Source organism: Enterobacter sp. DVT3837 (assembly GCF_056238685.1).
On sequence record NZ_JBWDLA010000001.1, the window covers coordinates 248,371 to 274,843 of the forward strand.

A 26,473-nucleotide genomic window follows, 5' to 3' on the forward strand; every position below is an offset into this window, starting at 1 on the left:
AACTAGCTATTTTTGATATCATCAAAATGTACCATTTACAAGTAAATGGCGGGAATTTTGATAAAAAATCGGCGCTATATCGAAGATATAGCGCCGTTCATTAACCGACTCTCAATTTAAACATCCGGGAACATCACGCTATTCCCCGGCGCTTCCCGGTGCAAATGGATAAAGTTCAGGTGCCGTTCATACTGGTCCAGAATGTCCGTGATCACCTGCTCCTTGCTGTAATCCATCAAATCATTCCCCTGGCTACCCTCCAGTAAGAAGGTTTCCAGCCGGTAGTAGGTCGATTTCCCGCTGCGCGCCCGGTAGGTAAAGCCGGGTACCGAATACTGCTGCGGCCAGATCTGGTAGACAAAGTTCTGCTCGTCGCCCATATGCACCAGCAGATTCAGATGCCCTAACGTCTCTCCCTCCTCCGGCGGCAGGTTTTTCAGCTCCACGTAGGCACCACGCAGCTTCAGTTCCTGCGCCACCTCTTCCATCGCCGGGAAGCAGACCGTCTCCATCATCTGTTTGGTGTAGCGCGTGCCCGGGTAGTTCATCAGGCGCGACAGGCGTTTCTTCCAGCTCAGCCTGTCCTGTGCGCCCATCGGGCGCGGCGCGGTGTCACGGCTGGCGCTTTCGCGGCGGTAATCTTCCACCTTGAGGGACTTATAGAGCCCGGCCATCACGAAGAAGATAACGAAGCTGAACGGCAGCCCCATGATCACCGTGGTGTTCTGCAGCGCCGAGATGCCGTTGGTCATCAACATGCCGAGCGTCAGCAGGCCGATGGCGACGGACCAGAAGATGCGCAGCCAGTTCGGCGCATCGCTGTTGATATCTTTCAGCTTCGAAGTGAAGTTGCCCAGCACCAGCGCACCGGAATCCGCAGAGGTAACGTAGAACAGCAGGCCGGTAATGGTTGCCACGGAGGCGCTAAAGGTGAACGCAGGGTACTGCGCCAGCAGGCTGTAGAAGCCGCGCTCCGGGTGCGCCATCGCTTCCTGCGCGAAGGTCGCGTTGCCATGAATAATCTCATGCAGCGCGCTGTTGCCGAAAATCGACAACCACAACAGAGTAAAGGTGAACGGGATAATCAGCGTGCCCATCACAAACTGGCGGATGGTGCGGCCACGTGAAATACGTGCCAGGAACAGGCCAACAAATGGCGACCACGCCACCCACCACGCCCAGAAGAACAGCGTCCAGTTGTTCATCCATTCGACCGGGCGATCAAAGGCGAAACTGTTCAGAGTCATCCCCATAAAACGGTTCACGTAGTCGCCGACGTTAAGCACTAACGCATTGAGCAGGAATGAAGTGTCCCCCATAAACAGCACGAACAGAATTAAACCAAGCGCCAGGGCCACGTTCAGCTCGGAGAGCACGCGAATGCCTTTATCCACGCCCGACGTCACCGAAATGGTGGCGATAATCACCGACAGCGCAATCAACGCCGCCTTGGCAGCCATCGAATCCGGAATATCAAACAGCACGCTCAGGCCGTAGTTGAGTTGCACCACACCGATGCCGAGCGTCGTCGCGATACCAAAGATGGTACCGATCACCGCCGCAATGTCGACGCTGTGACCAATCGGCCCGTTTATCTTTTTCCCGAAAATTGGGTACAGCGCAGAGCGGATGGTGAGGGGTAAATTATAACGATAGCTAAAGTATCCGAGCGCCATCCCCATCAGAGCGTACATCGACCAGCCGGTTAAGCCGTAGTGGAACAACGTCCAGACCATCGCCTGACGCGCGGCCTCCATCGTCTGCCCAGCCCCTTCCGGCGGCTGCATATATTGCGTGACCGGTTCCGCCACGGAGAAGAACATCAGGTCGATGCCAATGCCCGCGGCAAACAGCATCGCGGCCCAACTCAGCAGGCTGAACTCGGGTTTTGACTGCTCTGGCCCAAGCTTCACCGAACCGAAGCGCGAGCAGGCAATACAGACGACAAAGACAATATAGAGCGTCACCGCCAGTAAGTAGTACCAGCCGAAGGTCTTCGACACCCAGTTAAGGGTGCGTCCAATCCACTCGGCAGAAAAACCGCTAAAGAAGATCGTCATCAGGGAAAACAACAAAATCAGCCCGGCGGAAGTATAAAAAACGACCGGGTTGATTTTGTCTTTTTCTCTGTCTTGTGAAAGGTCTGTCATCCAGTATCCTCACTGTTTTTGTAACTATTAAAATCCAAATCCGCAACAATTAAGACACATTTTATATTGAACGTCCAATCAAAAACCGCTTTAATGTATAACCAACGCTGATGAATGGAGTGGCAAAAATGCCCAAAGTGGGGATGCAGCCGATCCGGCGCAGGCAGCTAATTGACGCCACGCTGGAAGCAATAAATGAAGTGGGAATGCACGATGCAACCATCGCGCAGATCGCCCGTCGGGCGGGCGTTTCCACGGGGATCATCAGTCACTATTTCAAAGATAAAAATGGTCTGCTGGAAGCGACCATGCGCGACATCACCGGCCAGCTGCGCGATGCGGTATTGAGCCGCCTGCACGCCCTGCCGAACGGCAGCGCGGAGCAGCGTCTGCAGGCGATTGTTGGCGGTAACTTTGATGAGACCCAGGTGAGCAGCGCGGCGATGAAGGCCTGGCTGGCCTTCTGGGCAAGCAGCATGCACCAGCCGATGCTCTACCGCCTGCAGCAGGTGAGCAGCCGCCGTCTGCTTTCGAACCTGGTGTACGAGTTCCGCCGCGAACTGCCGCGCGAGCAGGCCCAGGAGGCGGGCTATGGCCTGGCGGCGCTGATCGACGGGCTATGGCTGCGCGCCGCGCTGAGCGGCAAGCCTCTGGATAAAGCCCTGGCCCAGTCACTTACCAGCCACTTTATCAGCCAGCATTTACCGACCGAATAACCGAGGAGAATTTATGTCCCGAATGGCAGAACAGCAGCTTTATATCAATGGTGGTTATACATCCGCCACCAGCGGTCGCACCTTCGAGACCATCAACCCGGCCAACGGTGAAGTCCTGGCAAGCGTTCAGGCGGCCGGGCGTGAAGATGTCGACCGCGCCGTGGAAAGCGCAAAACGCGGGCAAAAAATCTGGGCAGCGATGACCGCAATGGCGCGCTCGCGCATTCTGCGCCGAGCTGTCGACATCCTCCGCGAACGTAATGACGAACTGGCGAAGCTGGAAACCCTCGACACCGGTAAAGCGTATTCCGAAACCTCAACCGTCGACATCGTCACCGGCGCGGACGTGCTGGAGTACTACGCGGGGCTGATCCCGGCGCTGGAAGGCAGCCAGATCCCCCTGCGTGACAGTTCGTTCGTCTACACCCGTCGCGAACCTCTGGGCGTGGTGGCGGGCATCGGCGCGTGGAACTACCCGATCCAGATCGCCCTGTGGAAATCTGCTCCGGCTCTGGCGGCAGGTAACGCGATGATCTTCAAGCCAAGCGAAGTGACCCCGCTTACCGCGCTCAAGCTTGCCGAGATCTACACCGAAGCGGGCCTGCCGGACGGCGTGTTTAACGTCCTGCCGGGCGTGGGTGCGGAGACCGGTCAGTACCTGACCGAGCATCCGGGCATCGCGAAAGTCTCCTTTACCGGGGGCGTCGCCAGCGGCAAAAAAGTGATGGCCAACTCGGCGGCCTCGTCCCTGAAAGAGGTGACGATGGAGCTGGGCGGCAAATCCCCGCTGATTATTTTTGACGACGCGGATCTCGATCTCGCGGCAGACATCGCCATGATGGCCAACTTCTTCAGCTCCGGCCAGGTATGTACCAACGGCACCCGCGTGTTCGTGCCTGCGAAGTTTAAAGCCGCGTTTGAGCAGAAAATCGTTGAACGCGTGGGCCGTATCCGCGCGGGCGATCTGTTCGATGAACGCACCAACTTTGGCCCGATGGTCAGCTTTCCGCACCGCGACAGCGTGCTGCGCTACATCGCCAAAGGCAAAGAGGAAGGCGCGCGCGTGCTGTGCGGCGGCGACGTGCTGAAGGGTGAAGGCTTCGATAACGGCGCGTGGGTTGCCGCGACCGTGTTCACCAACTGCACCGACGAGATGACCATCGTGCGCGAAGAGATCTTCGGCCCGGTGATGTCCATCCTCACCTATGAAAGCGAAGAAGAAGCGATCCGCCGCGCCAACGATACCGACTACGGACTGGCGGCGGGTATCGTCACGGCCGACCTGAACCGCGCGCACGGTGCCATTCATCAGCTCGAAGCGGGCATCTGCTGGATCAACACCTGGGGTGAATCCGCCGCAGAGATGCCGGTCGGCGGCTACAAACACTCCGGCATTGGCCGTGAGAACGGCGTGATGACGCTGCAGAGCTACACCCAGGTGAAGTCCATCCAGGTTGAGATGGGTAAATTCCAGTCCATATTTTAACCGGGAGGTTTATTTGCAATTTGACTACATCATTATCGGGGCCGGCTCTGCCGGTAACGTACTGGCAACGCGACTGACCGAAGATCCAAACACCACCGTGCTGCTGCTTGAGGCGGGCGGGCCGGATTACCGCTTTGACTTCCGCACCCAGATGCCCGCCGCGCTGGCGTTTCCGCTGCAGGGCAAGCGCTACAACTGGGCGTACGAAACCGAGCCAGAACCCTTCATGAACAACCGCCGTATGGAGTGCGGGCGCGGCAAAGGGCTGGGCGGCTCGTCATTGATCAACGGCATGTGCTACATCCGCGGTAACGCGATGGATCTGGACAACTGGGCTAAAGAGCCGGGCCTTGAGCACTGGAGCTACCTCAACTGCCTGCCCTACTACCGTAAAGCAGAAACCCGCGACGTAGGGCCGAACGACTACCACGGCGGCGACGGTCCTGTCAGCGTCACCACTTCCAAACCTGGCGTAAACCCGCTGTTTGAGGCGATGGTGGAAGCGGGCGTGCAGGCGGGCTACCCGCGCACGGACGATCTCAACGGCTATCAGCAGGAAGGCTTCGGCCCGATGGACCGCACGGTGACGCCGCAGGGCCGACGCGCCAGCACCGCGCGCGGCTATCTGGATCAGGCGAAACCGCGCCCGAACCTGACCATCCGCACCCACGCCATGACCGATCGCATCCTCTTTGACGGCAAACGCGCGGTAGGCGTCGAGTGGCTGGAGGGCGAAAGCACCATACCGTCGAAAGCCACCGCTAACAGAGAAGTGCTGCTGTGCGCCGGAGCCATTGCTTCTCCGCAAATCCTCCAGCGCTCCGGCGTGGGCAACGCGGAGCTGCTGAAACAGTTCGATATCCCGCTGGTGCATGATTTACCCGGCGTGGGTGAAAACCTGCAGGATCACCTGGAGATGTACCTGCAGTATGAATGCAAAGAGCCCGTTTCCCTCTACCCTGCCCTGCAGTGGTGGAACCAGCCGAAGATTGGTGCCGAGTGGCTGTTTAACGGCACCGGCGTGGGCGCGAGCAACCACTTCGAGGCGGGCGGGTTTATCCGCAGCCGCGAAGAGTTTGAGTGGCCGAACATTCAGTACCACTTCCTGCCTGTGGCGATTAACTACAACGGTTCGAACGCAGTAAAAGAGCACGGCTTCCAGTGCCACGTTGGCTCCATGCGCTCACCGAGCCGTGGGCACGTGCGCATCAAATCGCGCGATCCGCACCAGCATCCGGCGATCCTGTTCAACTATATGTCCCACGAGCAGGACTGGCAGGAGTTCCGCGACGCGATCCGCATCACCCGCGAGATCATGCACCAGCCGGCGCTGGACAAATACCGTGGCCGCGAAATCAGCCCGGGTATCGAATGCCAGACCGATGAACAGCTGGACGAGTTCGTGCGCAACCACGCCGAAACTGCCTTCCATCCGTGCGGCACCTGCAAGATGGGCTATGACGAGATGGCGGTGGTCGACGGTGAAGGCCGCGTTCACGGTCTGGAAGGGTTACGCGTGGTGGATGCGTCGATTATGCCGCAGATCATCACCGGCAACCTGAACGCCACCACCATTATGATTAGCGAGAAGGTTGCCGACGCCATTCGCGGTCGCGAGCCGCTGGCGAAGAGCACGGCGGCGTATTATGTGGCGAACGGGGCACCGGTTCGCCGCTGAGAATATTTCCCCTCACTCTAACCCTCTCCCATACGGGCTGAGGGATCCCCACAAAATAATACCAGCACGGACGACCCCCTCTCCCTTGAGGGAGAGGGCGAGGTGAGGGGGAACATACGGCAGCGGAGGTTATTCCGTTCACTTTATGTACTTTGCTACTCTGTAAGGACAGCACCTGTGAACGTGCCATGGCGGCTCAATCGCCGCCGCCCTGGCGACCCGGGCTCCCGGCGGTAAATCGCCGCTTCGCGGTACCTTCGGCTTATTCCTTCCGGCTTGTCGGGGACGGGCGGAGGAAACATCCATGTAAAGCCCGCCCTCTCGGCGCATCCCTGCGCCTCGCCCCGGCCTGCAGGAAACACCTCAGCGATTTACAGCCGGACCAGGGCATCGCTGTAAGCCATTAATTTTCCTGAAGCAATATTCTTCGCTTTTGGTTAAAAAATTACTGGGGATCCCTCACCCCATACGGGAGAGGGAAAATTACTTCCGAAACGCCTCAAGCCGCTTAATCTGCCGTCCTTCCCCGTCAAAATTCTCCGCCGCCAGCCAGGCGCGCAGTTCGGCGTCTCTTTGCGGCCATTCGCCGTCAATAATAGAAAGCATATCGCTGTCGCGGTTGCGCCCTTTGCGAACCAGCTTCTGGCGCAGGCGCCCTTCCCAGACAAACCCCAGCCGCTCCGCCGCATTGCGTGACGCAACGTTCATTGAATCGCACTTCCACTCCAGACGACGGTAGCCGTGCTCAAACGCATTTTTCAGCAGCAGCCACACCGCTTCAGTACCGATGCGGGAGCCTTTCATTTTGCGCGACCAGGTCACGTGACCGATTTCAACCGACCCCAGCAGCCGCTCGTTAGCCATATAGCTCACCAGCCCCACCGCACGTTCAGTGCGTAAATCAATGACGGCAAACGGCACCAGCTCGTCATCCAGCACCTTTCCCAGCACCCAGTGTGCGGTGGCTTGCACGCTTTCAGGCTGCGTGCTGGCAAGCCATGTCCAGTCGCTGTCGTCGCCCAGCGCGTAGGCGTCATAGAGATCGGCTGCATGGCGATCGACATCCAGCGGCTCAAGACGGCAATACTGGCCAAACAGCGGCGTGCGGGTTAATACGCGCGCGCCTTTCCAGCCAGGAACGATATCGTTAACGGTTTGACCATGTTGATTGATTTCGGGCACGACGGTGACTCCCTGAAAGGTAAGGAGTTTGTTATAGCAGGTTAAAAAGCGGGCGAAAAGAGAGGATTAGCAGGCCGGGTAGAGCGGAACCGCCACCCGGCAAAAAAATCACTTCAGCAGCTTCACCGTAGCATCAATGTCGATCTCATCTTCGGTGAAGATCAGCGTCGTGTTCTGGAAGGTGGTGATCGCCAGCTTCTTCACCGTGCGCATTTCGCCCGGCTTTTTCTCGGACTTCGGCTTAATGCTGTTCATCAGCAGCCCCACCGACAGCACCGCGTTCTCTTTGTCGATTTTAGTATCAACCGGTTCTTCTTCGTTAAACACCACGAAGGATTTGATCGAGGTGAGCTTCACGCGCTCGCCGGCAATATAGAGGTGTTTACTTTCCGGGATCACCTTCACCGCATAGGCGGAAAGGCCTTTGTTGTTGGTGGTTGGCTCGAAGGTCACCGCCGCATCTTTCTTAATCAGATCAGGGTTCGCGACCTTAATCACATGAAAATAGCGGTTGTCGCCGTTTTCATCTTTGATAAATCCAAAGCCTTTATCTTTAAACCACGTTGTGATTGTACCGTTCATCGCTGTTACCGCCTGTCAGATCGTAATGACTAAAGTTTTGCAGCGCGCAGTGTAATGCACAATGGCGGAGGAGACAAAAAAAAGCCCCTGCACGGGTGCAGGGGAAAACTCATGTCAGAGCTTATTAGTATTTAGTTAAACACCATCCCACCATCAATTAAGAGCGACTGGCCGGTCATATAGTCGGAATCTGGCCCGGCGAGGTATGAAACACAGGCGGCGACATCTTCTGGTTCAGACAAACGGCCAAGCGTAATGCGTTTGGCAAAGGTTTCAGTCCCGTAGCCGAGCGGTTTACCCGCCGCCTCGGACACCTGACGGTCGATCTCCGCCCACATTGGCGTTTTAACGATCCCCGGGCAATAGGCATTAACGGTGATCCCCAGCGGCGCGAGATCCCGTGCTGCCGTCTGGGTTAAGCCGCGCACCGCGAACTTGCTGGAACTGTACACCGCCAGTTCCGGGTTGCCGGTATGGCCCGCCTGAGAGCAGGCGTTGATGATCTTGCCGCCGTGCCCCTCTTTACGGAAAGCATCGATCGCAGCCTGGATGCCCCAGATCACCCCTTTCACGTTAATGTTGTAAACCTTGTCGACAATCTCCGGTGTAATCGACTCGATTGGCGTGGAAGGCGCGATCCCGGCGTTATTCACGATCACATTGAAACCGCCCAGTGCGGTACGCGCTTTCTCCACCGCCGCAAATACCTGATCGCGGTTCGAAACATCCACCTTCACGGCGACAGCACGACCGCCGTTACGGGTAATTTCATCGGCAACCGCTTTCGCCGTTTCCTCGTTGTAATCCGCAATGGCGACGGCGAAGCCATCTTTCACCAGGCGCAGCGCAATCGCTTTACCAATCCCCTGGCCTGAGCCTGTTACGAGAGCAACTTTTTGCATTTCTCTGTCCTTATATTGAGTCACAAAATCTGGCTGAGATGGAGCTGGCCCATCAGCAGCGGGTTATCGCTATAGTCGACGGGAATGGCCACCACGGCGGGGCCATCGACATCCATTGCTGCACGCAGCGTCGGTTCAAGCGCATCGGCGCTCTCCACGGCAAAACCTTTCGCACCAAAGGCGTCGGCATACACTTTGAAATCGACCGGGCCAAACTCCACGCCGGAAAGACGCTGGTATTTTTTCTCTTCCTGAATGGCGACCATGTTGTAGCCGTTATCCACCCAGATGATGTGCAGCACGTTGGCGTTGAGACGTACAGCGGTTTCCAGCTCCATGCTCGACTGCAGGAAACCGCCGTCACCGGAGACCGAAACCACCTTGCGACCCGGGTTCACCAGCCATGCGCCAATGGCCCACGGCAGCGCGACGCCCATGGTCTGCTGACCGTTGGAAATCATCACCTGACGTGCCCGGAAACTGTAGAGATAACGGGCGATCCAGATGTGGAAGCTGCCCATATCCACGGTGAGCGTGACGTCGCTGTTCACGATGTCTTGCATGGCACGCACGATGCGCAGCGGATGCAGGGCAAACTGGTTAAGCGATGCGCCACGACGATCGAGCAGATCGCGCTGATGCTGACGATCGACCAGGATGTCAGAGGCGCGTGGACTCAGCTCCAGCTTATGATCGATCCGGCTGGAGAGCAGATTGAGCGTTTCGGCGATGTCTCCCACCAGCTCAAGATCCGGCACATAGTTACGTTCTTCATAGGCAGGCAGCACATCAATGTGCACCAGCGTGGCATCCCCGCTGTTCCACATAGACGGTTCGTACTCCACCGGGCTGTAGCCGATGCAGATGATCAGATCCGCCAGATGGAGCAGCCTGTCGCCCGCCTGGTTATTGAACAGACCGACGCGTCCGGCAAAGCGGGTGAAGTGCTCCTGGTTCACCGCCCCGGCAGCCTGATAGGTACTGGTGACCGGAATGCGGCTTTTCTCCAGCAGCTTACGTAGTGCGTCACTGTTAGCGGGCTGGCTGGCCATCAGGCCAAGCAGGATGACCGGGTTTTTGGCTTTTTCAATTAGCTTTGCCACGTCGTTAACCGCTGACTCCGGTGCCGGGCCCATTCGTGCTGCGCCGCTGGCAGGCAAAATCGCGCCTGTCGCGGGCTGGTCGACAATATCCTGCGGCAGGCTGACGAACGCGCCCCCCGGTCTGCCGTGCTCGGCGGCACGGAATGCATTCGATACCACTTCGGCAATCGCATCCGGAGAGCTGACTTCCACCGAATATTTGGTGACAGGGCTGAACATGGCGACCGTGTCCATGCTCTGGTGCACCAGCTTAGCTTTATCCGCTCGCTTGACCGCCCCGCCCAGCGCTACCACCGGGTCGCCTTCGCTGTTGGCGGTGGCAATGCCGGTGATCAGGTTGGAACAACCCGGCCCGGAGGTGACCAGCGCTACCCCGGCTTTGCCGGTCAGGCGCCCTACCGCCGCCGCCATAAACGCCGCATTCGCTTCGTGGCGCACGGGAATGATCTCAATGGAGGAGTCCAGCAGGGAATCAAAGACTTTGTCGATTTTCGCCCCCGGAATACCGAACACCTGCTTCACGCCCTGCGCTTCCAGCTGGCCGACAACCATATCGGCGCCATGCGCCCACTGACGTGACTGTTTCTCACTGTTCACGGTAGTTCTCCTGTTAGTTTTCGACGGAACGGATCGCTGCATCAAGATCGCTGGGGTGCAGGTTGGCCTGCAAAAACGCACTGTCGGCGGGCAGGTCAATCATCAGCTTGTGAATTTCACCGAAGGTCAGCACGCCGCTCTCCAGCTGGTAGTCGAGCAGATGGCCCCCGCCCTGACGGTCGTCGGTGATGAAATGTTCGTGGTAGCCCGCCACGTTAATACCCTGCATATGCTGCGGCGTGCGGAACCCGACCAGTACACCTTTCCGCTGGTTGAAGCGGAACACTGGCTGGTCGTCCAGCACGTCTGTCATCGCCCGGTACGGCGGCTTCTGACGTGGTACCGTGCGGGTATGGGCATGGCGGAAGTTACCGTCGATACGCAGCGCGCAGAACAGGTTATCGGAGGGGATTTGCTGGTCGATCACGTCGTGGATCTGCTGGCGACTGACCGGCCCATCAAAGGTTTTACGATACTGCGGCTGGAACCAGGTCATCACTGCAAACGGCGTTTTCTGCTCCGGCTTCGCGGCGCGGGCGCTGCCGTCGGCGCGCAGCTGGTACACCTGGCTACTGAAGGCAATCATTTCGCCATCCAGCTCGTTGAAAGTGCCCAGACCAAAATCACCGTGTGCCAATAGATCGGCGATGGTGGTGTTCCCCTCGTACACGCCGCTTAGCAGGGCGCTCATTAGCGATGTCTGATAGATCACACTGTCAGGATGCTGAGCGGAGAACCCTCGCAGGGTCTCGCACAAACTGGCCTCACAGTCGCAGGCAGATGAATGCATCATCATGCTCGTCCTCTTCAACTTTATTTAGAAAGGTTAAATAAATGTTGACCCGATTCAGCAGAGAGTTCCAATATAGAATCCATGCTGGTTTGAGACGTTTTAGATATGGAACTTCGTTATCTGCGGTATTTCGTCGCGGTTGCTCGCGAGCGACACTTCACCAAAGCGGCCAAAGCGCTGGGTATTTCTCAGCCTCCTCTGAGTCAGCAGATCAAACGGCTCGAAGAGGAAGTGGGCACGCCGCTGTTCAGACGCCTGACGAGGGGCGTGGAGCTGACCGAAGCGGGGGAAGCGTTCTATGAGGATGCCTGCAAGATCCTGGCGCTGAGCGACGCCGCGCTGGAAAAGGCCCGCGGAATCGCGCGCGGGCTGAACGGTAATCTGTCGATTGGCATCACCAGCTCCGACGCTTTTCATCCCAAAATTTTCGCGCTGATCCGCCAGTATCAGGTGCAGAACATGGCGGTACAGGTTCACCAGGTGGAAGCCAATATGTCTTCGCTGACGACGATGCTGGCGGAGGGTGAGCTGGATATCGCCTTCGTGCGTCTGCCGTGCGAGAGCAGCAAGGCATTCGAGTTAAAAATCCTCGACCGGGAGCCGATGGTGGTGGCGCTGCATCGCGACCATTCGCTGGCGGCGTGCGGCGATCTGGCGCTGGATCAACTCCGGGATACGCCAGTGGTGCTGTTCCCGCAGGAGGTCGCGCCCGGCCTGTACGACCGGGTTTACGGCTGCTGCGAACGGGCCGGGATCGACGTGCAGCACGCGCTGCAGTCATCACAGCTTTCGTCCTCTCTGAGCATGGTTTCCGCCGGCGGCGGCTTCGCGCTGGTACCGAAATCCATGGCGGCCATTTCTCCGCCGAATGTTACCTACCACGTACTGAGATCACCGGCGCTTTACACCGATATCGCGCTCTGCTGGCGACGCTTTGAACGCTCGCGAACGGTGAAGCGGTTTCTGGCGATGATGAGTGAGGGGTAGCAGCCGGTTTGGTTGGTGGCTTTTGTAGGCCGGGTGAGGCGCAGCCGCCACCCGGCAACATAGCCTCCGTCGTCAAATCCAGACGTCGTTCTCTGCGGTGCGCTCCCCACCTTCGTGTCCGGTATTCAGGACCCCACACGGTTCTATCATCATCATTTTTACCGTCGTTTCAGCAGACGTTTTATGTTCAACGCCTTTTGGCACAACGTACATTTCCCCTGGATTGACGAGCACATGTCCGTCAAGAAAATCAATACGTAACACGCCCTCGACCACGATGAATGCCTCATCGGTTTCAGGGTGCGCGTGCCATATAAAATCACCCGATATTTTGACGATTTTAAACTGATAGTCATTCATCTGAGCGATGACTTTCGGCTGCCAGTGCGCGTCGAAGAGAGAGAATTTATTGTCTAAATTAACAGGACTATACATTGCGACACTTCCTATGGTTGAGAAGCATCCAGGATAGAATAAGGCCGGCGTGCCGGTCTTGAACGATCGTGCAAATCAGGCAGGATGACCTTTAATGAATTTTTGCCAGCGCCCCGGCGACATACCCAACGTTTTGATGAACTGACGAGTCATGTGACTTTGATCTGAAAACCCCGCTGCAGCGGCAGCCTCAGCAAGCGACAGGCCCGCCTGAATCAGGCGTCGACTGTATACAAGTCGACGCATGGTCACATAGCGATAAGGACTCGTTCCATAAAGCGCACGAAAATCCCGGCTGAGGCTCCAGCGATCTCTGCCACTGACGGCGGATAAAGTATCCAGCGTAATATTGTGAATGAATCCAGTGTGTATATATTCGCGCGCGCGTTCTGCGGATTGATAATCCACCCGATTCCGGCGAAAACGTTGTCCTCCCACGACGGCGAGCGTGTGGGCGAGATCGTAGAGCGCATCGTCTTCTTCCAGCGTATCGAAAGATTCTTCCGGCGCTTTTAACAGCGGTTCGGTCGCTGCAAAAAGCCGGGGATCGGATGAAATTCCGCCGGGAATAAACGGCAAAGGTTTTCCGCCCAGGATTTTTTGAATTAACGCCGGATCGATATACAACATCCGATACTGGAATCCGTCGTTCGTTCCCGCCTCTCCGTCATGTATTTCGTCAGGGTGCAGGACCATTGTCCCGCCCGGCAGGCTATGTTGTTTACTTCCCCGATAGTGAAAACTCTGCACCCCGGATAAGGTCCGGCCTATGGCATAAGTGTCGTGACGATGCGGCTCATAGCCATGCCCGCTGAAATACGCCTCTATGCGCTCTATTTTTCCGGGTTGTTGCGCCAGTCTGACCCAGTCTTTGTTAGCTTTTGCATTCGACATATATGACACCTGATGCCCTGTGAGGGTGAAACAACACCATAAACGCATCGGGTGCAGTTTGGAAAGTTGTTGCAGGCAACGCGGGGTCGGATCCAGGACTTTGCTGTTTTATTGATATACGCTCCGGAACTACGTTTTCCTGGTAATTGTTTGCCGCATGCCATCTGTTACTCTGACAGAGTGCAAAGGATGACAAGGACGTGAAATGCTGAACCCCGGATTCGTTACCCGCAAAGCGCTTGCTCTCTGGCGGGATGTCCCTGCTTTTTTACCCCAGTTTCAGTTCCATGAGAAACATCGAGCGGTCATTCATACTTCCAACCCTGAAAATATTCTGCCGTTGATTGCAAGCTTTGACGTCCAGCAAGACCCCGTCATTCGGCGGCTGATGTCTTTGCGGCAATTACCGCAGAAATTTCTGCACAATCAGCAGACTAACTCGACGGGCAACTTTGGGCTGCACAGTTTTACGCTGTTGCACAGCTCAGCATCCGAGCTCTGCTTTGGCTTAAGAGGGCAATTCTGGCGGACAGATTTCGGTCTGGAAAACGCGCCCGATGCGATTGCTTTTCAGGCACCCGCCGGGCCGGGCAGCGCAAAACTGTTGCTGCGCTACCAGGTAGCGGAACTGGCGCCAGGTCAACATGAACTCTGTACTGAGACCTTCGTCTATTGTCCGGACAAACGTACTCAACTCAAAATGGCGGCCTACTGGCTGGCAATACGGGCAGGGAGCGGCTGGATCCGTAGAAGGACGCTGGAGGCTGTCAGGTTGCATGTTGAAAATCAGAAGTGAGGGATTCCTGTGAAATGCCCTGAGCACTGGAGGTTTTGATGACTATACGAGTTATTACATTTTTGCTCATACTCGGCGCATTTGCTGTAAATGCAGCTGGTGGCGGTAATGGTGGGGATGGTGGGGATGGAGGAAATGGTTCGGATGGAGGAAACGGTTCGGATGGCACCGTCTCAGCTCCGGGCCGTGCGGGTTGTCCGGGCGGAACAGATCCGGACGCGTCGGGAAAATTTTATCTTCCAGGAACAAAACAGCAATGCAATCCCGGGAAGCAGGATGCCGTGAAAAGCGCCATGCAATCAGATGCAGAGTGACAGTATGCTAACCCATCCTGACTCCACACCCTCACTTGCCTCCTGCTTCAGGCATTAATACCTGCGGCGGAATACGCAGACCTAGACTTTCTCCTCCGCACGCAATGCGGCCTGCACAGCGGGCCGGGCACTGATTTTTTCCCTGTACGCCAGTAGCGCGGGCCAGTCGTTGAGTTCAATTGAGAAGAATGTGCACCATCCCAGCACGGTGAAAAGATAGGCATCTGCCACGCTGAATGCCGATCCCGTCAGATAAGCGCTAGTGGAGAGCGTTTCCTGAAGAAAACTGAACCGCCTGAACAGCTTCTCACGAAAAATCGATTTGGCCTCTTCCGGCAACATATTGTTGAAGAGAGGTGCCAAACCAGCGTGTATTTCGCTGGTGATAAAGTTTAGCCATTCCTGAAGCCGCACTCGCTCCCAGCTGTCTGCTCGCGGTGCCAGCCCACTTTCTGGCTTGAGGTCTGCCAGGTACTGCAAAATGGCTGGCCCCTCGGTCAGGATTTTCCCGTCATCCAGCTCAAGCGCTGCGACATAACCTTTGGGGTTGATGGTCAGGAAGTCGCGCCCGTCAGCGGTAAGCTTGCTCCTGTTGTCCACTTTAATCAGTTCAAACTCAATCGCCAGTTCGCAAAGCACGATATGGGGTGAGAGTGAGCAGGTATCCGGGGCGTAATAGAGTTTCATAATCTCTCCGTTAAAGCGGCTGTGTGATGAAGATTCGGTTTGCATCACTGTGCTTAAAACCGATCTCGCTGTAAAATTAATGATTCATAAATTAGCCATTAGCTGAGCTACTGATACCCATGATGAATCTTTTACACTGGCGCTTACTGGTTGCAGTGGCCGATGCAAGTAATATTTCTCGTGCCGCTGAAGAGGTTGGCATGACGCAGTCGGGTGCCAGCCAGGCGATCGCTCAGTTAGAGGCCTCATTAGGATTTGCGATATTCACGCGAGAGCGACGCCACATCGGCGTGACTGCCCTGGGCGAGCAGGTTGTCAAAGAAGCAAGGAGTATGCTGGCGCGGCTGGATGCCATCCGTGCACTGGCGGATGAGAGCCGGGGGCTGAGCGGCGGGCGCATTCGTCTTGCCAGTTTTCCTTCGGTGACATCCACATTTTTGCCCGGACTACTGCGCGATTTTAAGCGCCTGCATCCTGAAATCGAGGTGGTTGTACTGGAAGGGACGGACCAGGAAGTCGAAGAGTGGCTGGCGGCAGATACGGTTGATCTGGGCGTGGTAATGAACCCTGTTCCCGGGCGTGCTGAAGCGCTCCTGGGACAAGATGCGTGGGTCGCGGTGCTGCCAGCCAGTCACCGTCAGGCTCGCTATGCGCGTTCGCGGGGCATCACCCTTGAGGAACTGGCAGACCAGCCCTTCGTGCTCGCAACCGGCGGTTGCGCCGTTAATGGAAAAAGCCTGATGGAACAGGCAGGCTTGCGGCTGTCTGACGTACGCGTGACCGTCCGGGACTGGATCAGCGCCTGCCTGCTGGTACGCGAAGGCATGGGCGTCGCGCTTATACCAGAATCCGCCCTGCCGGTTGAATTACGCGGTTTGTGCGTCGTGCCCGTGACGCCTTCGCTGTACCGTGAGTTTGGGGTGGTTTGTTCGGCGGCGAGCAAATCCTCCCGAGCAACTCAGACGTTATTGGAAGTGTTGCTCAAAATGAAAAGGTCTGCGTAAGGAGTTACGGCGGTGCAAACTGTGCCCGGCGGCGCTGCGCTTGCGCGGGCCTACGGTTCGTGTCGCGGGGAGGTTTGGTGTTTGGTTTTGTAGGCCAGGTAAGGCGTAACCGCCACCCGGCAATGCCCTTCTGGAAGCCGCCTCGCAAACCTGCAAGCAACCTTATGTAATTCATAGGCATCCCTTTTCATCCCTTCTTCACGGTCGTAAAGTGCCTGCGTTGCGGCACATCCGTAACCGGGCGTAGGAACCCGTTAGCATAACATGACATTTTTTTGCACAACGAGGATGCTAAATGGCTACTACACCTAACTTTTCTTATGCGCTCTCTGAAGAAAGCGCTGTTCATCACCTCATCAATCTTCAGCTTTGCGATTCCGCAGATCTCTTCGAACTGGCTGACACCTGCGCCGCCTGTGTGAGCGTGCTGGTTGAAACTGACGATCCCGTGACCTTTTCCATTCTTTGCGAGCGTTTGCTGGCGCTGCTTAAACGCCTGCGTGAACGTTGCGATACGGAACTTCCCCCACATCTGGTTGAACGGCTCATCGCGGGGGAGAAGATCGTTTCCTGCGTGCCGGACTGCTGGCAGGAGACGGCGTTGCAGGTGGATTATGCTGTGGCGTTAACGCTGGCGGTGATGGGCGGGACACTGCCTGCGAGCGTGGTGAAAGAACTCATCGGGCTACTGCATGATATGGTCTGGCTGTTGGCGGAGTTTGTGAAGGAGCCTTATATAACGGCGCGCTGAGGTGGGTAATGGGAGGCCGGAGTTCTGCTAGATAAAAAGCAGAATTTCGACCTTACGCAAAGTAAAAAGTTAATGTTGAATGTCTGTTAAGAGCGAGAAGCGGACATTAAAATCTGCTTCTCCAAAAAATTTTCAGGGTCTTAGCGATATTTTCAGCTCAAACACTATTCACAATGCGGACTTGAGTTCTCTCATTTTCTATCGTACAGAACAACTAGTTTGATGCATCACAAGCTAATTCTCTTTTATTAATTTCAGGAAATTACAGAGATTGGCAATTTTAGATTTGCATTCAAGAATGGCTATTGCTTTCTTTATTTCTTTGCATTTATTTAATTTTGAATTTAATAATAACATTTCAAAATTATTTATCAGCTTATTTTGAGGTTCTGAGCAGCGCAGCTTATATAGTTTAAACAACCCAGTTCTTTGATAGTCATATCCATATTTTGACAAAAAGGCCATCAGGATAAAATGGAAACAGTTAATTAAATGCCATTTATTGCAAGATTTGTCACTCATTATGGCGGATATATACTTGCAAACCTGTGTATAGTCTAATTCAGGATCTGATTTAGATTTAAATTCTGAATAATTAATAACTCCTGTAGGCGTAATCATTTTTTCCACAATGCCAATAAGGTCATCCTTGAAAAAATGGTCTACAGCATGCTCATTGTCATAACCAGTCCCACTCAACATCGAAGCATCGCAAAATATATTTAGCATGGTTTTAATATACTTTACAAAATAAAGATCGTTCTTTTCTGAAAGGGTTACATCTAAATATATCAACTCTCTTTCGAATTTTACACACCATGCATAAAATGCTAAAAATCGATAACAAAAAGTTTGCAGGTAATATTTATCACCAATTGATTCATTGTTTTTAAAATTATGCCATCCTTTAGTGCAATTTACTGAAAAATTCCATAGCCTATGATTCAATGACTCAGCTGAATCGAGTAAAGGCATTTTATATTTTGATATCGCCTCTTTTATTTTCTTCTTTTGTTCGTAGCTATGTTCAACTTTGATTTTGTAAACAAGTAAATACTTATTCCATAAAGGTGTGCATAGACCTTTTATAAAAAATAATAAAACCGTAACTAATGCAGATACTAGTGCCGCCATAACAGCAGGAGCTGAAGTTATTTCAGACATATAGAACCTTATTGAATGTTTATTCTGCCATCTGTTTGTATGTAAGATATTAATATAAAAACGCTCTTATCACAATAGAGTAAATAATTCCTCTCCTGCTTTTACAGCCAGTATCATCTGTAACTTAGGCTCAATTCAGTACATGACGATCCACTCCCTGAAAATTAGCATTATGAGTTGCTGTCAACGTCTGCTTCTGGCACGGCGCGGACGAGATAGCGTTGCTGAGGGCTCCTTGTGAGCGAGAAGTAGATGCAACTAGGGTGGCGTAAGTCCAATTTGCTAAAAACAGAGTATAGAAGCCAGTTCAAATCATGGATGCCCAATCGGCGTATTGGTAGTATTCCGGGGCTTTGTTGAATAAATAAGATTTCGTGCGAACGACCCTGTAGCTGGCTGGATTTTCAGGCAATACGCACGCTTTCTGGCATCCCAGCCTTTGTCATCCTGTTCAACGCACGCACCATGGCCATAGCTTCCGCTACCTGACCATCGTAGTCACGCAGCGTCAGTGAATCTCCCAACAACTGCTTCATTCTGTACATTGCCGTTTCCGCTATCGAGCGACGGTTATATTCCGTTGTCCATTTCCACCGTGCATTGCTTCCGCTCAGCCGCTGATTAGCAACGGCACGGTTGCGGTCTGCGTACTCACCGGGCCAGTAACCTGCTCCTTTTCGGGGAGGAATAAGCGCGCTGATTTTTTTGCGGCGCAGTTCATCGTGACAGAGCCGGGTATCGTAAGCCCCGTCTGCCGCGGCTGCCCTGATTTTTCTGTGAGTCTGCCGGATAAGGCCCGGGAAGGCTTCTGAGTCCGTGACGTTATTCAGCGACAGGTCTGCACAGACAACTTCATGTGTGTTGCTGTCAACAGCAAGATGCAACTTTCGCCAGATACGACGGCGCTCTTTGCCGTGCTTTCTGACTTTCCATTCGCCTTCACCAAAGACCTTCAGCCCGGTGGAATCAATCACCAGGTGTGCGATTTCACCCCGGGTGGACGTTTTGAAACTGACATTAACCGACTTTGCCCGCTTACTGACACTGGTGTAATCCGGGCAGCGCAACGGAACGTTCATCAGGGCAAAAATGGAATCAATAAAACCCTGCGCAGCCCGCAGGGTCAGCCGGAATACGCGTTTAATCACCAGAACGGTGGTGATGGCGAGATCAGAATAGCGCTGGGGCCTTCCTCGTGATGAAGGCGTTGCCGACTCATACCAGGCCTGAATCGCCTCATCATCCAGCCAGAAAGTGAGGGAGCCACGGTTGATGAGAGCTTTGTTGTAGGTGGACCAGTTGGTGATTCTGAACTTTTGCTTTGCCACGGAATGGTCTGTGTTGTCGGGAGGATGCGTGATCTGATCCTTCAACTCAGCAAAAGTTCGATTTATTCAACAAAGCCGTATTCCGGTACAACGGAAAATGCCATTCAAAGGTGAACTATGGGTACTGTAATTTCTCTTGAAGTGTCAGGAATGGAGCTAGATTGGAGTAAGAACTCGCTGGGTATAGATCATGGAGCCCTGTTTCAAAGTGCCGATCATCACGTCAAACCACTAAATGAAGATCAAATAGAGGAAGGAGAGGACTTCGACACTCCTAATGGCATCCTTTGTCGTACTGTGTTGCGTAAGCCTTTGGAGCAAGTTGCCTACCGATTGGAATTGTTGGGTTTCACCCTTGAAAATATACGCTATGAGTATGATCTCATGGCTAAAGATTCAGTTGAATACCAAGAGGAATTTAACGAATCCTGTCCAGAATATGCAAAGCCAATTAGTAACATGATGAGCTTTGATGAATTCGTCAACTTTATCAAGAGCGTAAATATTAGCGAACTTAACGATGATTATATTAACTTAAAAGATAGGGAAAAAGAACGCGAGCTTATCATGGGCCGATTTAATAATTATGAATTATTAAGCAGGATACCCCAATACGACAATATCTTTGATAAGGCATGGTCTGAAAAGACTGCTTTTGGGACTTTAGTTAGCATACTACATCCATATTCAGTGATGCGACTTTTGGCCGAAAACCCAAATAATCATAAAGAATTCGTCACTTGGGATTACGGAGATCTAGTTTCTGCTGGTTATGCTAATATAAAAGATATTCAGGTAAATGCTCACAGACGTGCCAAGTTCCTGATTGCCACCGAGGGAAGCACCGACTCCAACGTCATCAAATACGCACTGCACCTCTTACGGCCTGATATAGAAGATTTTTTTCACTTTATCGACATGAGTGAAGGGTACCCGTTCACTGGTTCAGGAAATCTGGTTAAGTTCGCTGCTGGGCTCGTAAAAATCGACATTCAAAACCTGATTGTTTTCGTGTTAGATAATGATTGCGAAGGGATTGAAGCATATGACAAAATCCGCAAACTCGCATTACCTCCCAATATTAGCTGCATTCATCTTCCTGATCTTCCTCATTTCAATCAATTTCCAGCTATTGGTCCTCACGGCGTTACCTATGAAAACATCAATGGCCGAGCTGTAGCGATTGAATGCTATCTGGATCTAAGATTTTCTGATTATGATGAAGCGAAAATCCGGTGGTCAAATTACAAAAAAGAAAGTGATGCTTATCAAGGAGCGCTGGAAAATAAAGACTATTACACGAAAAAATTCATGAAACTAAAACCAGGAAGTAAGAATTTTAGCAATTATGATTTTGCCAAACTCGCTATTGTCTTGGATGAATTAATAAAAGCGTGCTCAAAAATCTCATCAGAGATTAGAAAAAATGAAGTAGATGTTCAATATCCAGACTAAAAAGGCCGCATGCGCGGCCTGTATGAGTTAGCCGATATTGCGATGGCCTATGAGGTACATCACTCTCTGGTAATGTTCCAGCCGGTTGCGGTGAAGTTGTAATCCCTGCTCCCAGGCAATATCTGCAACCCTCTCCGCATCGGATCCGGTGCGCTCATTTTCGCCCCTTGATTGCCAGAGTTTCAAAATCTCAGAATTCACGTTCATTTTCTGTTTCCTGTGTGTTTGGGAACATTCAACGTCGTGTCACGACTGTGGGAACACCAACATAATTTGGTGCAGGCAACGAAATATCCTCATCCACTGTTAACGTGAACTGAAGGTTTGACCGTTCCCGGTTGATTAACACATTTTGATGTCAGCAATGTCCGCTCCTAGCATGAAGCGGCCCCACCGTTCACACGTTTCCATATAATATTGGTGGAGAATCTGAACAAATTCTAAGCCTATAGCCCTCTGGTAGAGATACTTACCATCAAATCGATAAATACGAAAAAGAGTCTCTGGAGTTTGCAGAATTTAATGCTTGTATTATCAGCATTCCGTCAGACGTTGCATTATTGAGAACGCTTATGGATCAGTATCAACTCACTCAGAGCAATTTCGAAAATGCGATTGGAAAGAAGTCTCTGATGAATAGGATCCTGAGCGGACAGCGCACGTTAACTCTGGATTATATGCAAGCGCTGACGAAGCGTTTTGGCGTGCAGGTGAGAGCTTCTGTGGAAAATGGATTAGGATGGCATTTGTTATGAAAAAATTGACGCAGCCATCCTATTCACCATTAAATTTTGGCTCAACACATGTGCCCTCTATTCGAAATGGCCTGCCTGCATCATTTTAAAGAACAGGTGCTAAGATAGCCATGTAGTGGCTAAAACCTTACGGTAATTGTAGCGGCACATCACTGCCATCAAACATTTCCCTTAAATACTTTGCAAGCGATTTAGAATCTTTTGCAGCAGGAATGACCACGTGATATTCGCTGATGCCAATTTTTTTTGCGGCATCATCATTAAGTACGATCACAAGTTTGTCATCTGTGAGTTGAACGGAACGAATAGAGTCTGTTAACTCATATTCCGTTGACTCACTCTGGAATCCAATACATTCGTTAACAGGTAACTCATCCTCATCGAATCGTCCGATAATGATAAAGTTTTTAGGATCATAGTCGTCATCTCCTACCCCAATGGTAAGAACATCGTCTTCTTCAGTGCAATTGATACACGTTGCAGCAAAATTTTTAACATTACGCATTCGCTATCCTCATCCTGAGCAGTTTTTTCGCCTGGCTGATTTTTTACCAGAAGCCTGCCATTCATTAATCTGACCAGTATCGGAAGGCCAGTTGTAGACGACATCTGCGCCAGTATTCAATTTAAAGGTGTTCATTTTACCACGACATGATGTACACGGTGGATACTGTCCATCGATAACCAGTTTATCCCCAGGCGACGCTATCTGATCAAGTTCTCTGGTGATTCTTGCTTCCGTGTGTGTTGCCAAGGAACTTTGTGGGAAGCCCAGAGCTTTTTCCTCTGGAGTCATGTTCCCGCTCTGCCAAATACCTTGAGCTTTGACATTACCCTCACTGTCAAAAAGCGTTGCATGGGCGGTATGAGTGCCTTTGCCAGTGCCAAATGACAACCCAAGCGGATCAATCCACCCCAACGGGTTCGGCGCATACTGATAAAGGTTCCACCCGCCATTCAACCCAATCGGATCCTGCACAATAAACCGCCCGACCTGCGGGTCGTAGTAGCGGAACAGGTTATAGTGCAGTCCCGTCTCACCGTCAGCGTACTGTCCGGCATAGCGAAGCGGCTGGTGTGCCATCGCCGTGCGATTTACGACTCTCGAGAACCCTTCGCTCTGATGGCGCACCTCGCCAAAGCTGCCGTACTGCCCGCTCCAGCGCACTGCGCCATGCTCGTCGGTCACCTCCAGCGGCGCGCCGTTCAGGTCGGTGTTGAACCAGTAAATCTCACCGCTGCTCTGGTCACGAAGGTGATCCACACGCGCCAGCGGGCTCCATGCTTCATTCGGGTCGTAAATATAGGTGCTGCACTGCCCGGCGTTCTGCTGCTCCTGCAGCAGGCGGTAGCCCTGCCACAGGAAGCGGGTGTCGCTGGTGCCATGCGCTGTGGTGACGATTTTGCGCGTACGGCGACCCAGCGCGTCATAGTGATAGCGCGCCTCAAAGCGCCCTTCCGGCCCGGTTCCGCGGGCGGATACCAGACGGTTCTCGGCGTCATAGACATAATGCTGCTCATACAGCCCGTTGCGGCGGCTGACCAGGTTGCCCCAGTGGTCGTATTTCATAAACAGCGCCTGCCAGTGCTGCAGGCGGTTATCCGTCACCGGTACCGCGTCGTCATTGGCAGCGAGGTTATCCGCGGCGTCATAGCTGAACTGCGCGCGGCTGTGCCCCTGTCGGGCCTCGTAGTGCTTCAGCAGACGCCCTTCGGCGTCGTAGCCGTAGTCCACCTCTCCGCGCAGGGTGTCGCTGACGCCGGAAAGCTCACCGCGCGCGGTGTAGCGATACAGGCGTTCCAGTAGCGTCTGCTCCGGCAGGGTCACGTTCGTGCTCAGTTCGCTGCGCTGCAGGGTGCGTCTGCCGAGGCTGTCATACTGGCGGAGCTGCTCGCGCGCGCCCTGAGTGCGGCGAACTTCACGGTGCAGGCGGTCGCGGGTGAACTCGGTCACCAGCTGCTGTCCGAAGCGGATAGCGCTGACGTGGCCGGAGCCGTAGTGCAGCCAGGCCAGCTTTTGCTCGCCGGGCAGCGTCAGGCTGGTCAGATTGCTCAGGGCATCCCATTCGTAACCGACCGCGCCGTTAATGCCGGATTCGCTCAACACGCGTCCGGCGGTATCGTGGCGGTAAACGATCTCATCGCTTTCGATACCCAGAGCAACGCCCTCAGCTGTCGGCGTACGGCGGATGCGGGTGATTTGACCGCTCAGGTCGCGGAAGTAGCGGTACTCCGCGTGACGCTGAGTGCGTCCGATCAGCAGCCCGCTGTCGTCATAGCTGAACTGCTGGACGCGACGGGCGATACCGCCATCGGCGGCAGGCCGTCCGTTTTCTTCGAGCGCGCAGAGGAACCCTCGCGCATCCCATTCCATATGGCGCACGGTCTCGTCCGGGCGCGTTTCGCTGAGCGGGCGACCCACGGCGTCGTAGGTGAAGCGGTATTCCGCCCCGTTGCCGTTATCGAGTCGCAGCAGGTTACCGCGCGGGTCATAGCGCCACTGGCGCACGCGGCCAATACGGTCGGTAAGGCTGACCGGGAAGCCGAGCGCGTTATAGGCCCAGCTCACCTCGCTTTCCAGCGGGTCGCGCCAGCCCGTGAGCTGGCCGCGTTCGTTCCACACCAGCGACTCGCGGCTGCCGTCCGGATGGATCACGGCGCTCAGCAGCCCGGCACGGCTCCACTCCCGCCGCGTGGTATTCTCTTCTGCATCCTCGCTGGCAATCAGCTGCCCGAAGCGGTCGTAGGTGAAGCGGGTCACGCTGCCGGAGCAGTCGGTGCGCTGCGTCAGCAGCCCCTGGTGATTCCAGACAAGGCGCACCACGCCGCCGATGGCGTCGGTGATGCTCTCCGGCAGGTTTTCTTCATTGTCGGGATAGCGATACGCGGTGGTGCTACCGGCCGGATCCGTTTCCGACAGCAGGCGACCGCGAAGGTCGTACATTGACTGCGATGAGGTGCCGTCCGGGTACACCGTGCGGGTGATGCGGTCGGTCAGGCGATGCCAGTGATACTCCGTGCGGCGACCCGCCGGGTCCGTCTCGCTGGTCATACGGCCATATTTGTCCCACGTGCTGCGGCGCACCGCACCGCCGGGCAGAATGACGTCGCAGAGCTCGCCGTCGCGGTAGACAAACGTCGTCTGGCGACCATCGTAATCCGTGAAGCGCGCAACGTTGTCGTCGTCATCCACCAGCCAGTGCGCCTGCGCGCCGTCGTCGCGGATGGCCCGACGGATGCCGTTATCAAAATCATATTCGAACGTCAGCTGTTCACCGCCGCTATGGCGGAAGCCGACCACGCGAGGCAGGCCGTCAATTTCGCGCCAGCGGTATTCACTCAGCAGGCCGTTGGCGTCCTCGTGGGCGCTCATCAGCCCGTCCTGCCAGCGGAAGCGTCGGCGCACGCTACCGCCCCGGCCGGTCACACAGACCAGCCGGCGCTGTTCATCATAAGCGTAACTGACCAGGCAGATCTCGTCATCCAGCCAGGCGCTGGCGAGTCTGTCACGGTCGTAGCGGCAGACCACGCGCTGACCCGCGCTGTCGGTCAGGGCATGCAGGGTATTATCCGCATTCCACTCGAAGAGAATATCGTTGCCGCAGGGCTCAGAGAGGCGCTGGAGCAGTGACGGGGCATCATCCTGCAGCGGCGCATAATGCCAGCGCTCGCCGCTGACGTCATACACCGACCAGCTGTCGTCAGAGTGATGTTCAAGCCAGCTTTTTTCGCTTTCGCAGTAGGTGCGCAGCCCTTTCGGGACCTTCGGGAAGGCGACGTAATCGCCAGACGGTGCGCGCCACACCAGGCCGTCCTGATACGGCTCCAGGCGGCTTTCCCAGAACAGGCTCCAGCCGCGGCCCAGTACGCTGTCGCCGGGGTTGCCGCTGCGCCAGTAGCGCTGCCAGCGCACCGGCAGACGGGAAGGCAGGACGAAATCCAGCTCGTCATCCCCGCTGAGAAACTTCTGTCCGCTGACAATATCCACCGGGCGGGCAATGATCCCCGCCGCCGCCACGCCGGTCATCAGCGTGCCGGCGCGGCAGGCGATACGGGCCAGCTTATTAATGCCAGGGATTTTGCCCAGCAGCTTAGACAGCGCCCCGACTTTGCCGGCCGCACCGCCCCAGCCGCCGATAAGCCCGGCGAACAGCAGGGTAAGATCGGAGACTTTGTAGAGCCACTCCGGGACTTCAGACTGAATGGGCAGGGTTTGCTGCGGATCGCCGCCGATGATGACGTTGTCCGAACCGGTCATCACCTTCGCGTCGCAGGTGGTTCGATCCCCGATACGGGCCGCAGGCAGACCGTTAATAGAGACCCGCGAGGAGCCTTCGGCCATCTGCTGCGAGCCGTCGTCAGAGCACTTCACCGCGCTGTCCGTGGCCATGGCGGCAGGTTTACCGTTGATAAACACATTGGGCGAGCCGGAGGTGATGACGCCTTTCTTCGTCATGCTGGATGCCCCGGCGTCCGCGATGCTGTCCCGGGCGGCGGTCGCCAGCTCCCCGGTGTAATACCCCACGGCCAGGCTGGCGCCGACGAGCAGGACGCCCACACCAAGACAGGATGCGCCAAGGCCGGCAATAAACATGGCCCCCGCCAGAATCCCCCCTGCGGCGGCAATCAGACCACCGACAATCGTTCCGCCAATCATCCCGGCCAGCGCACCGGAGTGGCCGATATCATCACCAACGCGTGCTGCTTCAAACAT

23 protein-coding genes are annotated in these 26,473 nt (G+C 54.8%); 9 read left to right on the top strand and 14 right to left on the bottom strand.

The genetic code is table 11. From position 1 onward, the window contains the following. Nucleotides 1-116: 116 nt before the first annotated feature. Nucleotides 117-2,150: a choline BCCT transporter BetT gene (gene betT / locus AC0XWG_RS01205; RefSeq protein WP_475680295.1), complete on the bottom strand. Its 2,034-nt coding sequence runs from the start codon at nucleotides 2,148-2,150 to the stop codon at nucleotides 117-119. A gap of 128 nt (nucleotides 2,151-2,278) precedes the next feature. Between betT and betI the strand changes: the two genes are divergently transcribed. From betI to betA, 3 genes are read left to right on the top strand one after another with little or no spacing between them, the layout of a single operon-like run. Next, on the top strand, nucleotides 2,279-2,866 hold the full coding sequence (gene betI, locus AC0XWG_RS01210) for a transcriptional regulator BetI (protein ID WP_475680757.1): 588 nt from the start codon (nucleotides 2,279-2,281) through the stop codon (nucleotides 2,864-2,866). A 13-nt stretch (nucleotides 2,867-2,879) separates the two neighbouring features. After that, on the top strand, nucleotides 2,880-4,352 hold the full coding sequence (gene betB, locus AC0XWG_RS01215) for a betaine-aldehyde dehydrogenase (RefSeq protein ID WP_128348656.1): 1,473 nt from the start codon (nucleotides 2,880-2,882) through the stop codon (nucleotides 4,350-4,352). Nucleotides 4,353-4,365: 13 nt separating this feature from the next. Continuing rightward, the gene (betA, locus tag AC0XWG_RS01220) at nucleotides 4,366-6,030 is read left to right on the top strand and encodes a choline dehydrogenase (protein WP_475680296.1); all 1,665 of its coding nucleotides are present in this window, start codon (nucleotides 4,366-4,368) and stop codon (nucleotides 6,028-6,030) included. Between the two features lie 483 nt (nucleotides 6,031-6,513). Here the strand turns inward: betA and AC0XWG_RS01225 are convergent, their stop codons facing one another. The 5 genes from AC0XWG_RS01225 to budA form a co-directional block, all read right to left on the bottom strand. Continuing rightward, nucleotides 6,514-7,212 carry a GNAT family N-acetyltransferase gene (locus tag AC0XWG_RS01225; protein ID WP_128348658.1) on the bottom strand — a complete coding sequence of 233 codons (699 nt, stop codon included), beginning with the start codon at nucleotides 7,210-7,212 and terminating at the stop codon, nucleotides 6,514-6,516. Between the two features lie 108 nt (nucleotides 7,213-7,320). Further along, complete coding sequence (locus AC0XWG_RS01230; protein WP_028019531.1) at nucleotides 7,321-7,794, bottom strand: cold-shock protein; 474 nt, start codon at nucleotides 7,792-7,794, stop codon at nucleotides 7,321-7,323. A gap of 131 nt (nucleotides 7,795-7,925) precedes the next feature. Continuing rightward, nucleotides 7,926-8,696: a (S)-acetoin forming diacetyl reductase gene (locus tag AC0XWG_RS01235; protein WP_028019532.1), complete on the bottom strand. Its 771-nt coding sequence runs from the start codon at nucleotides 8,694-8,696 to the stop codon at nucleotides 7,926-7,928. A 20-nt stretch (nucleotides 8,697-8,716) separates the two neighbouring features. Next, complete coding sequence (alsS, locus tag AC0XWG_RS01240; protein WP_475680297.1) at nucleotides 8,717-10,396, bottom strand: acetolactate synthase AlsS; 1,680 nt, start codon at nucleotides 10,394-10,396, stop codon at nucleotides 8,717-8,719. Between the two features lie 13 nt (nucleotides 10,397-10,409). Continuing rightward, entirely contained in the window at nucleotides 10,410-11,189 is a 780-nt protein-coding gene (gene budA / locus AC0XWG_RS01245; protein ID WP_028019534.1) for an acetolactate decarboxylase, read from the bottom strand. Nucleotides 11,190-11,294: 105 nt separating this feature from the next. Here budA and AC0XWG_RS01250 point away from each other — a divergent pair, with 105 nt between their 5' ends. Then, nucleotides 11,295-12,176 (top strand): LysR family transcriptional regulator, encoded by an 882-nt coding sequence (locus AC0XWG_RS01250; RefSeq protein WP_108090644.1) that lies wholly within the window; start codon nucleotides 11,295-11,297, stop codon nucleotides 12,174-12,176. A gap of 72 nt (nucleotides 12,177-12,248) precedes the next feature. Here the strand turns inward: AC0XWG_RS01250 and AC0XWG_RS01255 are convergent, their stop codons facing one another. Both AC0XWG_RS01255 and AC0XWG_RS01260 read right to left on the bottom strand, forming a co-directional pair. Then, complete coding sequence (locus AC0XWG_RS01255) at nucleotides 12,249-12,611, bottom strand: cupin domain-containing protein (RefSeq protein ID WP_028019536.1); 363 nt, start codon at nucleotides 12,609-12,611, stop codon at nucleotides 12,249-12,251. Nucleotides 12,612-12,686: 75 nt separating this feature from the next. Continuing rightward, nucleotides 12,687-13,505, bottom strand: a complete 819-nt coding sequence (locus AC0XWG_RS01260) for an AraC family transcriptional regulator (RefSeq protein ID WP_475680298.1) — start codon at nucleotides 13,503-13,505, stop codon at nucleotides 12,687-12,689. 205 nt (nucleotides 13,506-13,710) lie between these two features. Between AC0XWG_RS01260 and AC0XWG_RS01265 the strand changes: the two genes are divergently transcribed. After that, nucleotides 13,711-14,301 carry a hypothetical protein gene (locus AC0XWG_RS01265; protein WP_028019538.1) on the top strand — a complete coding sequence of 197 codons (591 nt, stop codon included), beginning with the start codon at nucleotides 13,711-13,713 and terminating at the stop codon, nucleotides 14,299-14,301. Nucleotides 14,302-14,339: 38 nt separating this feature from the next. Continuing rightward, nucleotides 14,340-14,615 (top strand): hypothetical protein, encoded by a 276-nt coding sequence (locus AC0XWG_RS01270; RefSeq protein ID WP_075204635.1) that lies wholly within the window; start codon nucleotides 14,340-14,342, stop codon nucleotides 14,613-14,615. Between the two features lie 81 nt (nucleotides 14,616-14,696). Here AC0XWG_RS01270 and gstA read toward each other — a convergent pair whose 3' ends face one another. Further along, the gene (gene gstA, locus AC0XWG_RS01275; RefSeq protein ID WP_134707271.1) at nucleotides 14,697-15,302 is read right to left on the bottom strand and encodes a glutathione transferase GstA; all 606 of its coding nucleotides are present in this window, start codon (nucleotides 15,300-15,302) and stop codon (nucleotides 14,697-14,699) included. A gap of 119 nt (nucleotides 15,303-15,421) precedes the next feature. On the opposite strand from gstA, the gene AC0XWG_RS01280 reads away from it, so the two are divergent. Beyond that, a complete protein-coding gene (locus AC0XWG_RS01280) occupies nucleotides 15,422-16,306 on the top strand; it encodes a LysR family transcriptional regulator (RefSeq protein WP_475680299.1) in 885 nt (294 codons plus the stop codon). Nucleotides 16,307-16,601: 295 nt separating this feature from the next. Further along, on the top strand, nucleotides 16,602-17,057 hold the full coding sequence (locus tag AC0XWG_RS01285; RefSeq protein WP_475680300.1) for a hypothetical protein: 456 nt from the start codon (nucleotides 16,602-16,604) through the stop codon (nucleotides 17,055-17,057). A gap of 234 nt (nucleotides 17,058-17,291) precedes the next feature. Here the strand turns inward: AC0XWG_RS01285 and AC0XWG_RS01290 are convergent, their stop codons facing one another. Both AC0XWG_RS01290 and AC0XWG_RS01295 read right to left on the bottom strand, forming a co-directional pair. Then, on the bottom strand, nucleotides 17,292-18,221 hold the full coding sequence (locus AC0XWG_RS01290; protein ID WP_475680301.1) for a hypothetical protein: 930 nt from the start codon (nucleotides 18,219-18,221) through the stop codon (nucleotides 17,292-17,294). 404 nt (nucleotides 18,222-18,625) lie between these two features. Further along, the gene (locus AC0XWG_RS01295) at nucleotides 18,626-19,594 is read right to left on the bottom strand and encodes an IS5 family transposase (protein WP_000654811.1); all 969 of its coding nucleotides are present in this window, start codon (nucleotides 19,592-19,594) and stop codon (nucleotides 18,626-18,628) included. Nucleotides 19,595-19,666: 72 nt separating this feature from the next. On the opposite strand from AC0XWG_RS01295, the gene AC0XWG_RS01300 reads away from it, so the two are divergent. Beyond that, nucleotides 19,667-21,004: a HEPN/Toprim-associated domain-containing protein gene (locus AC0XWG_RS01300; RefSeq protein ID WP_128348663.1), complete on the top strand. Its 1,338-nt coding sequence runs from the start codon at nucleotides 19,667-19,669 to the stop codon at nucleotides 21,002-21,004. A gap of 27 nt (nucleotides 21,005-21,031) precedes the next feature. On the opposite strand, the gene AC0XWG_RS01305 is transcribed toward AC0XWG_RS01300, so the two are convergent. The 3 genes from AC0XWG_RS01305 to AC0XWG_RS01315 form a co-directional block, all read right to left on the bottom strand. Beyond that, nucleotides 21,032-21,211: a hypothetical protein gene (locus tag AC0XWG_RS01305; RefSeq protein WP_128348664.1), complete on the bottom strand. Its 180-nt coding sequence runs from the start codon at nucleotides 21,209-21,211 to the stop codon at nucleotides 21,032-21,034. Nucleotides 21,212-21,886: 675 nt separating this feature from the next. Next, nucleotides 21,887-22,264 (bottom strand): Imm10 family immunity protein, encoded by a 378-nt coding sequence (locus tag AC0XWG_RS01310; RefSeq protein ID WP_128348665.1) that lies wholly within the window; start codon nucleotides 22,262-22,264, stop codon nucleotides 21,887-21,889. A gap of 9 nt (nucleotides 22,265-22,273) precedes the next feature. Continuing rightward, nucleotides 22,274-26,473 carry an RHS repeat-associated core domain-containing protein gene (locus tag AC0XWG_RS01315; protein ID WP_475680302.1) on the bottom strand — a complete coding sequence of 1,400 codons (4,200 nt, stop codon included), beginning with the start codon at nucleotides 26,471-26,473 and terminating at the stop codon, nucleotides 22,274-22,276.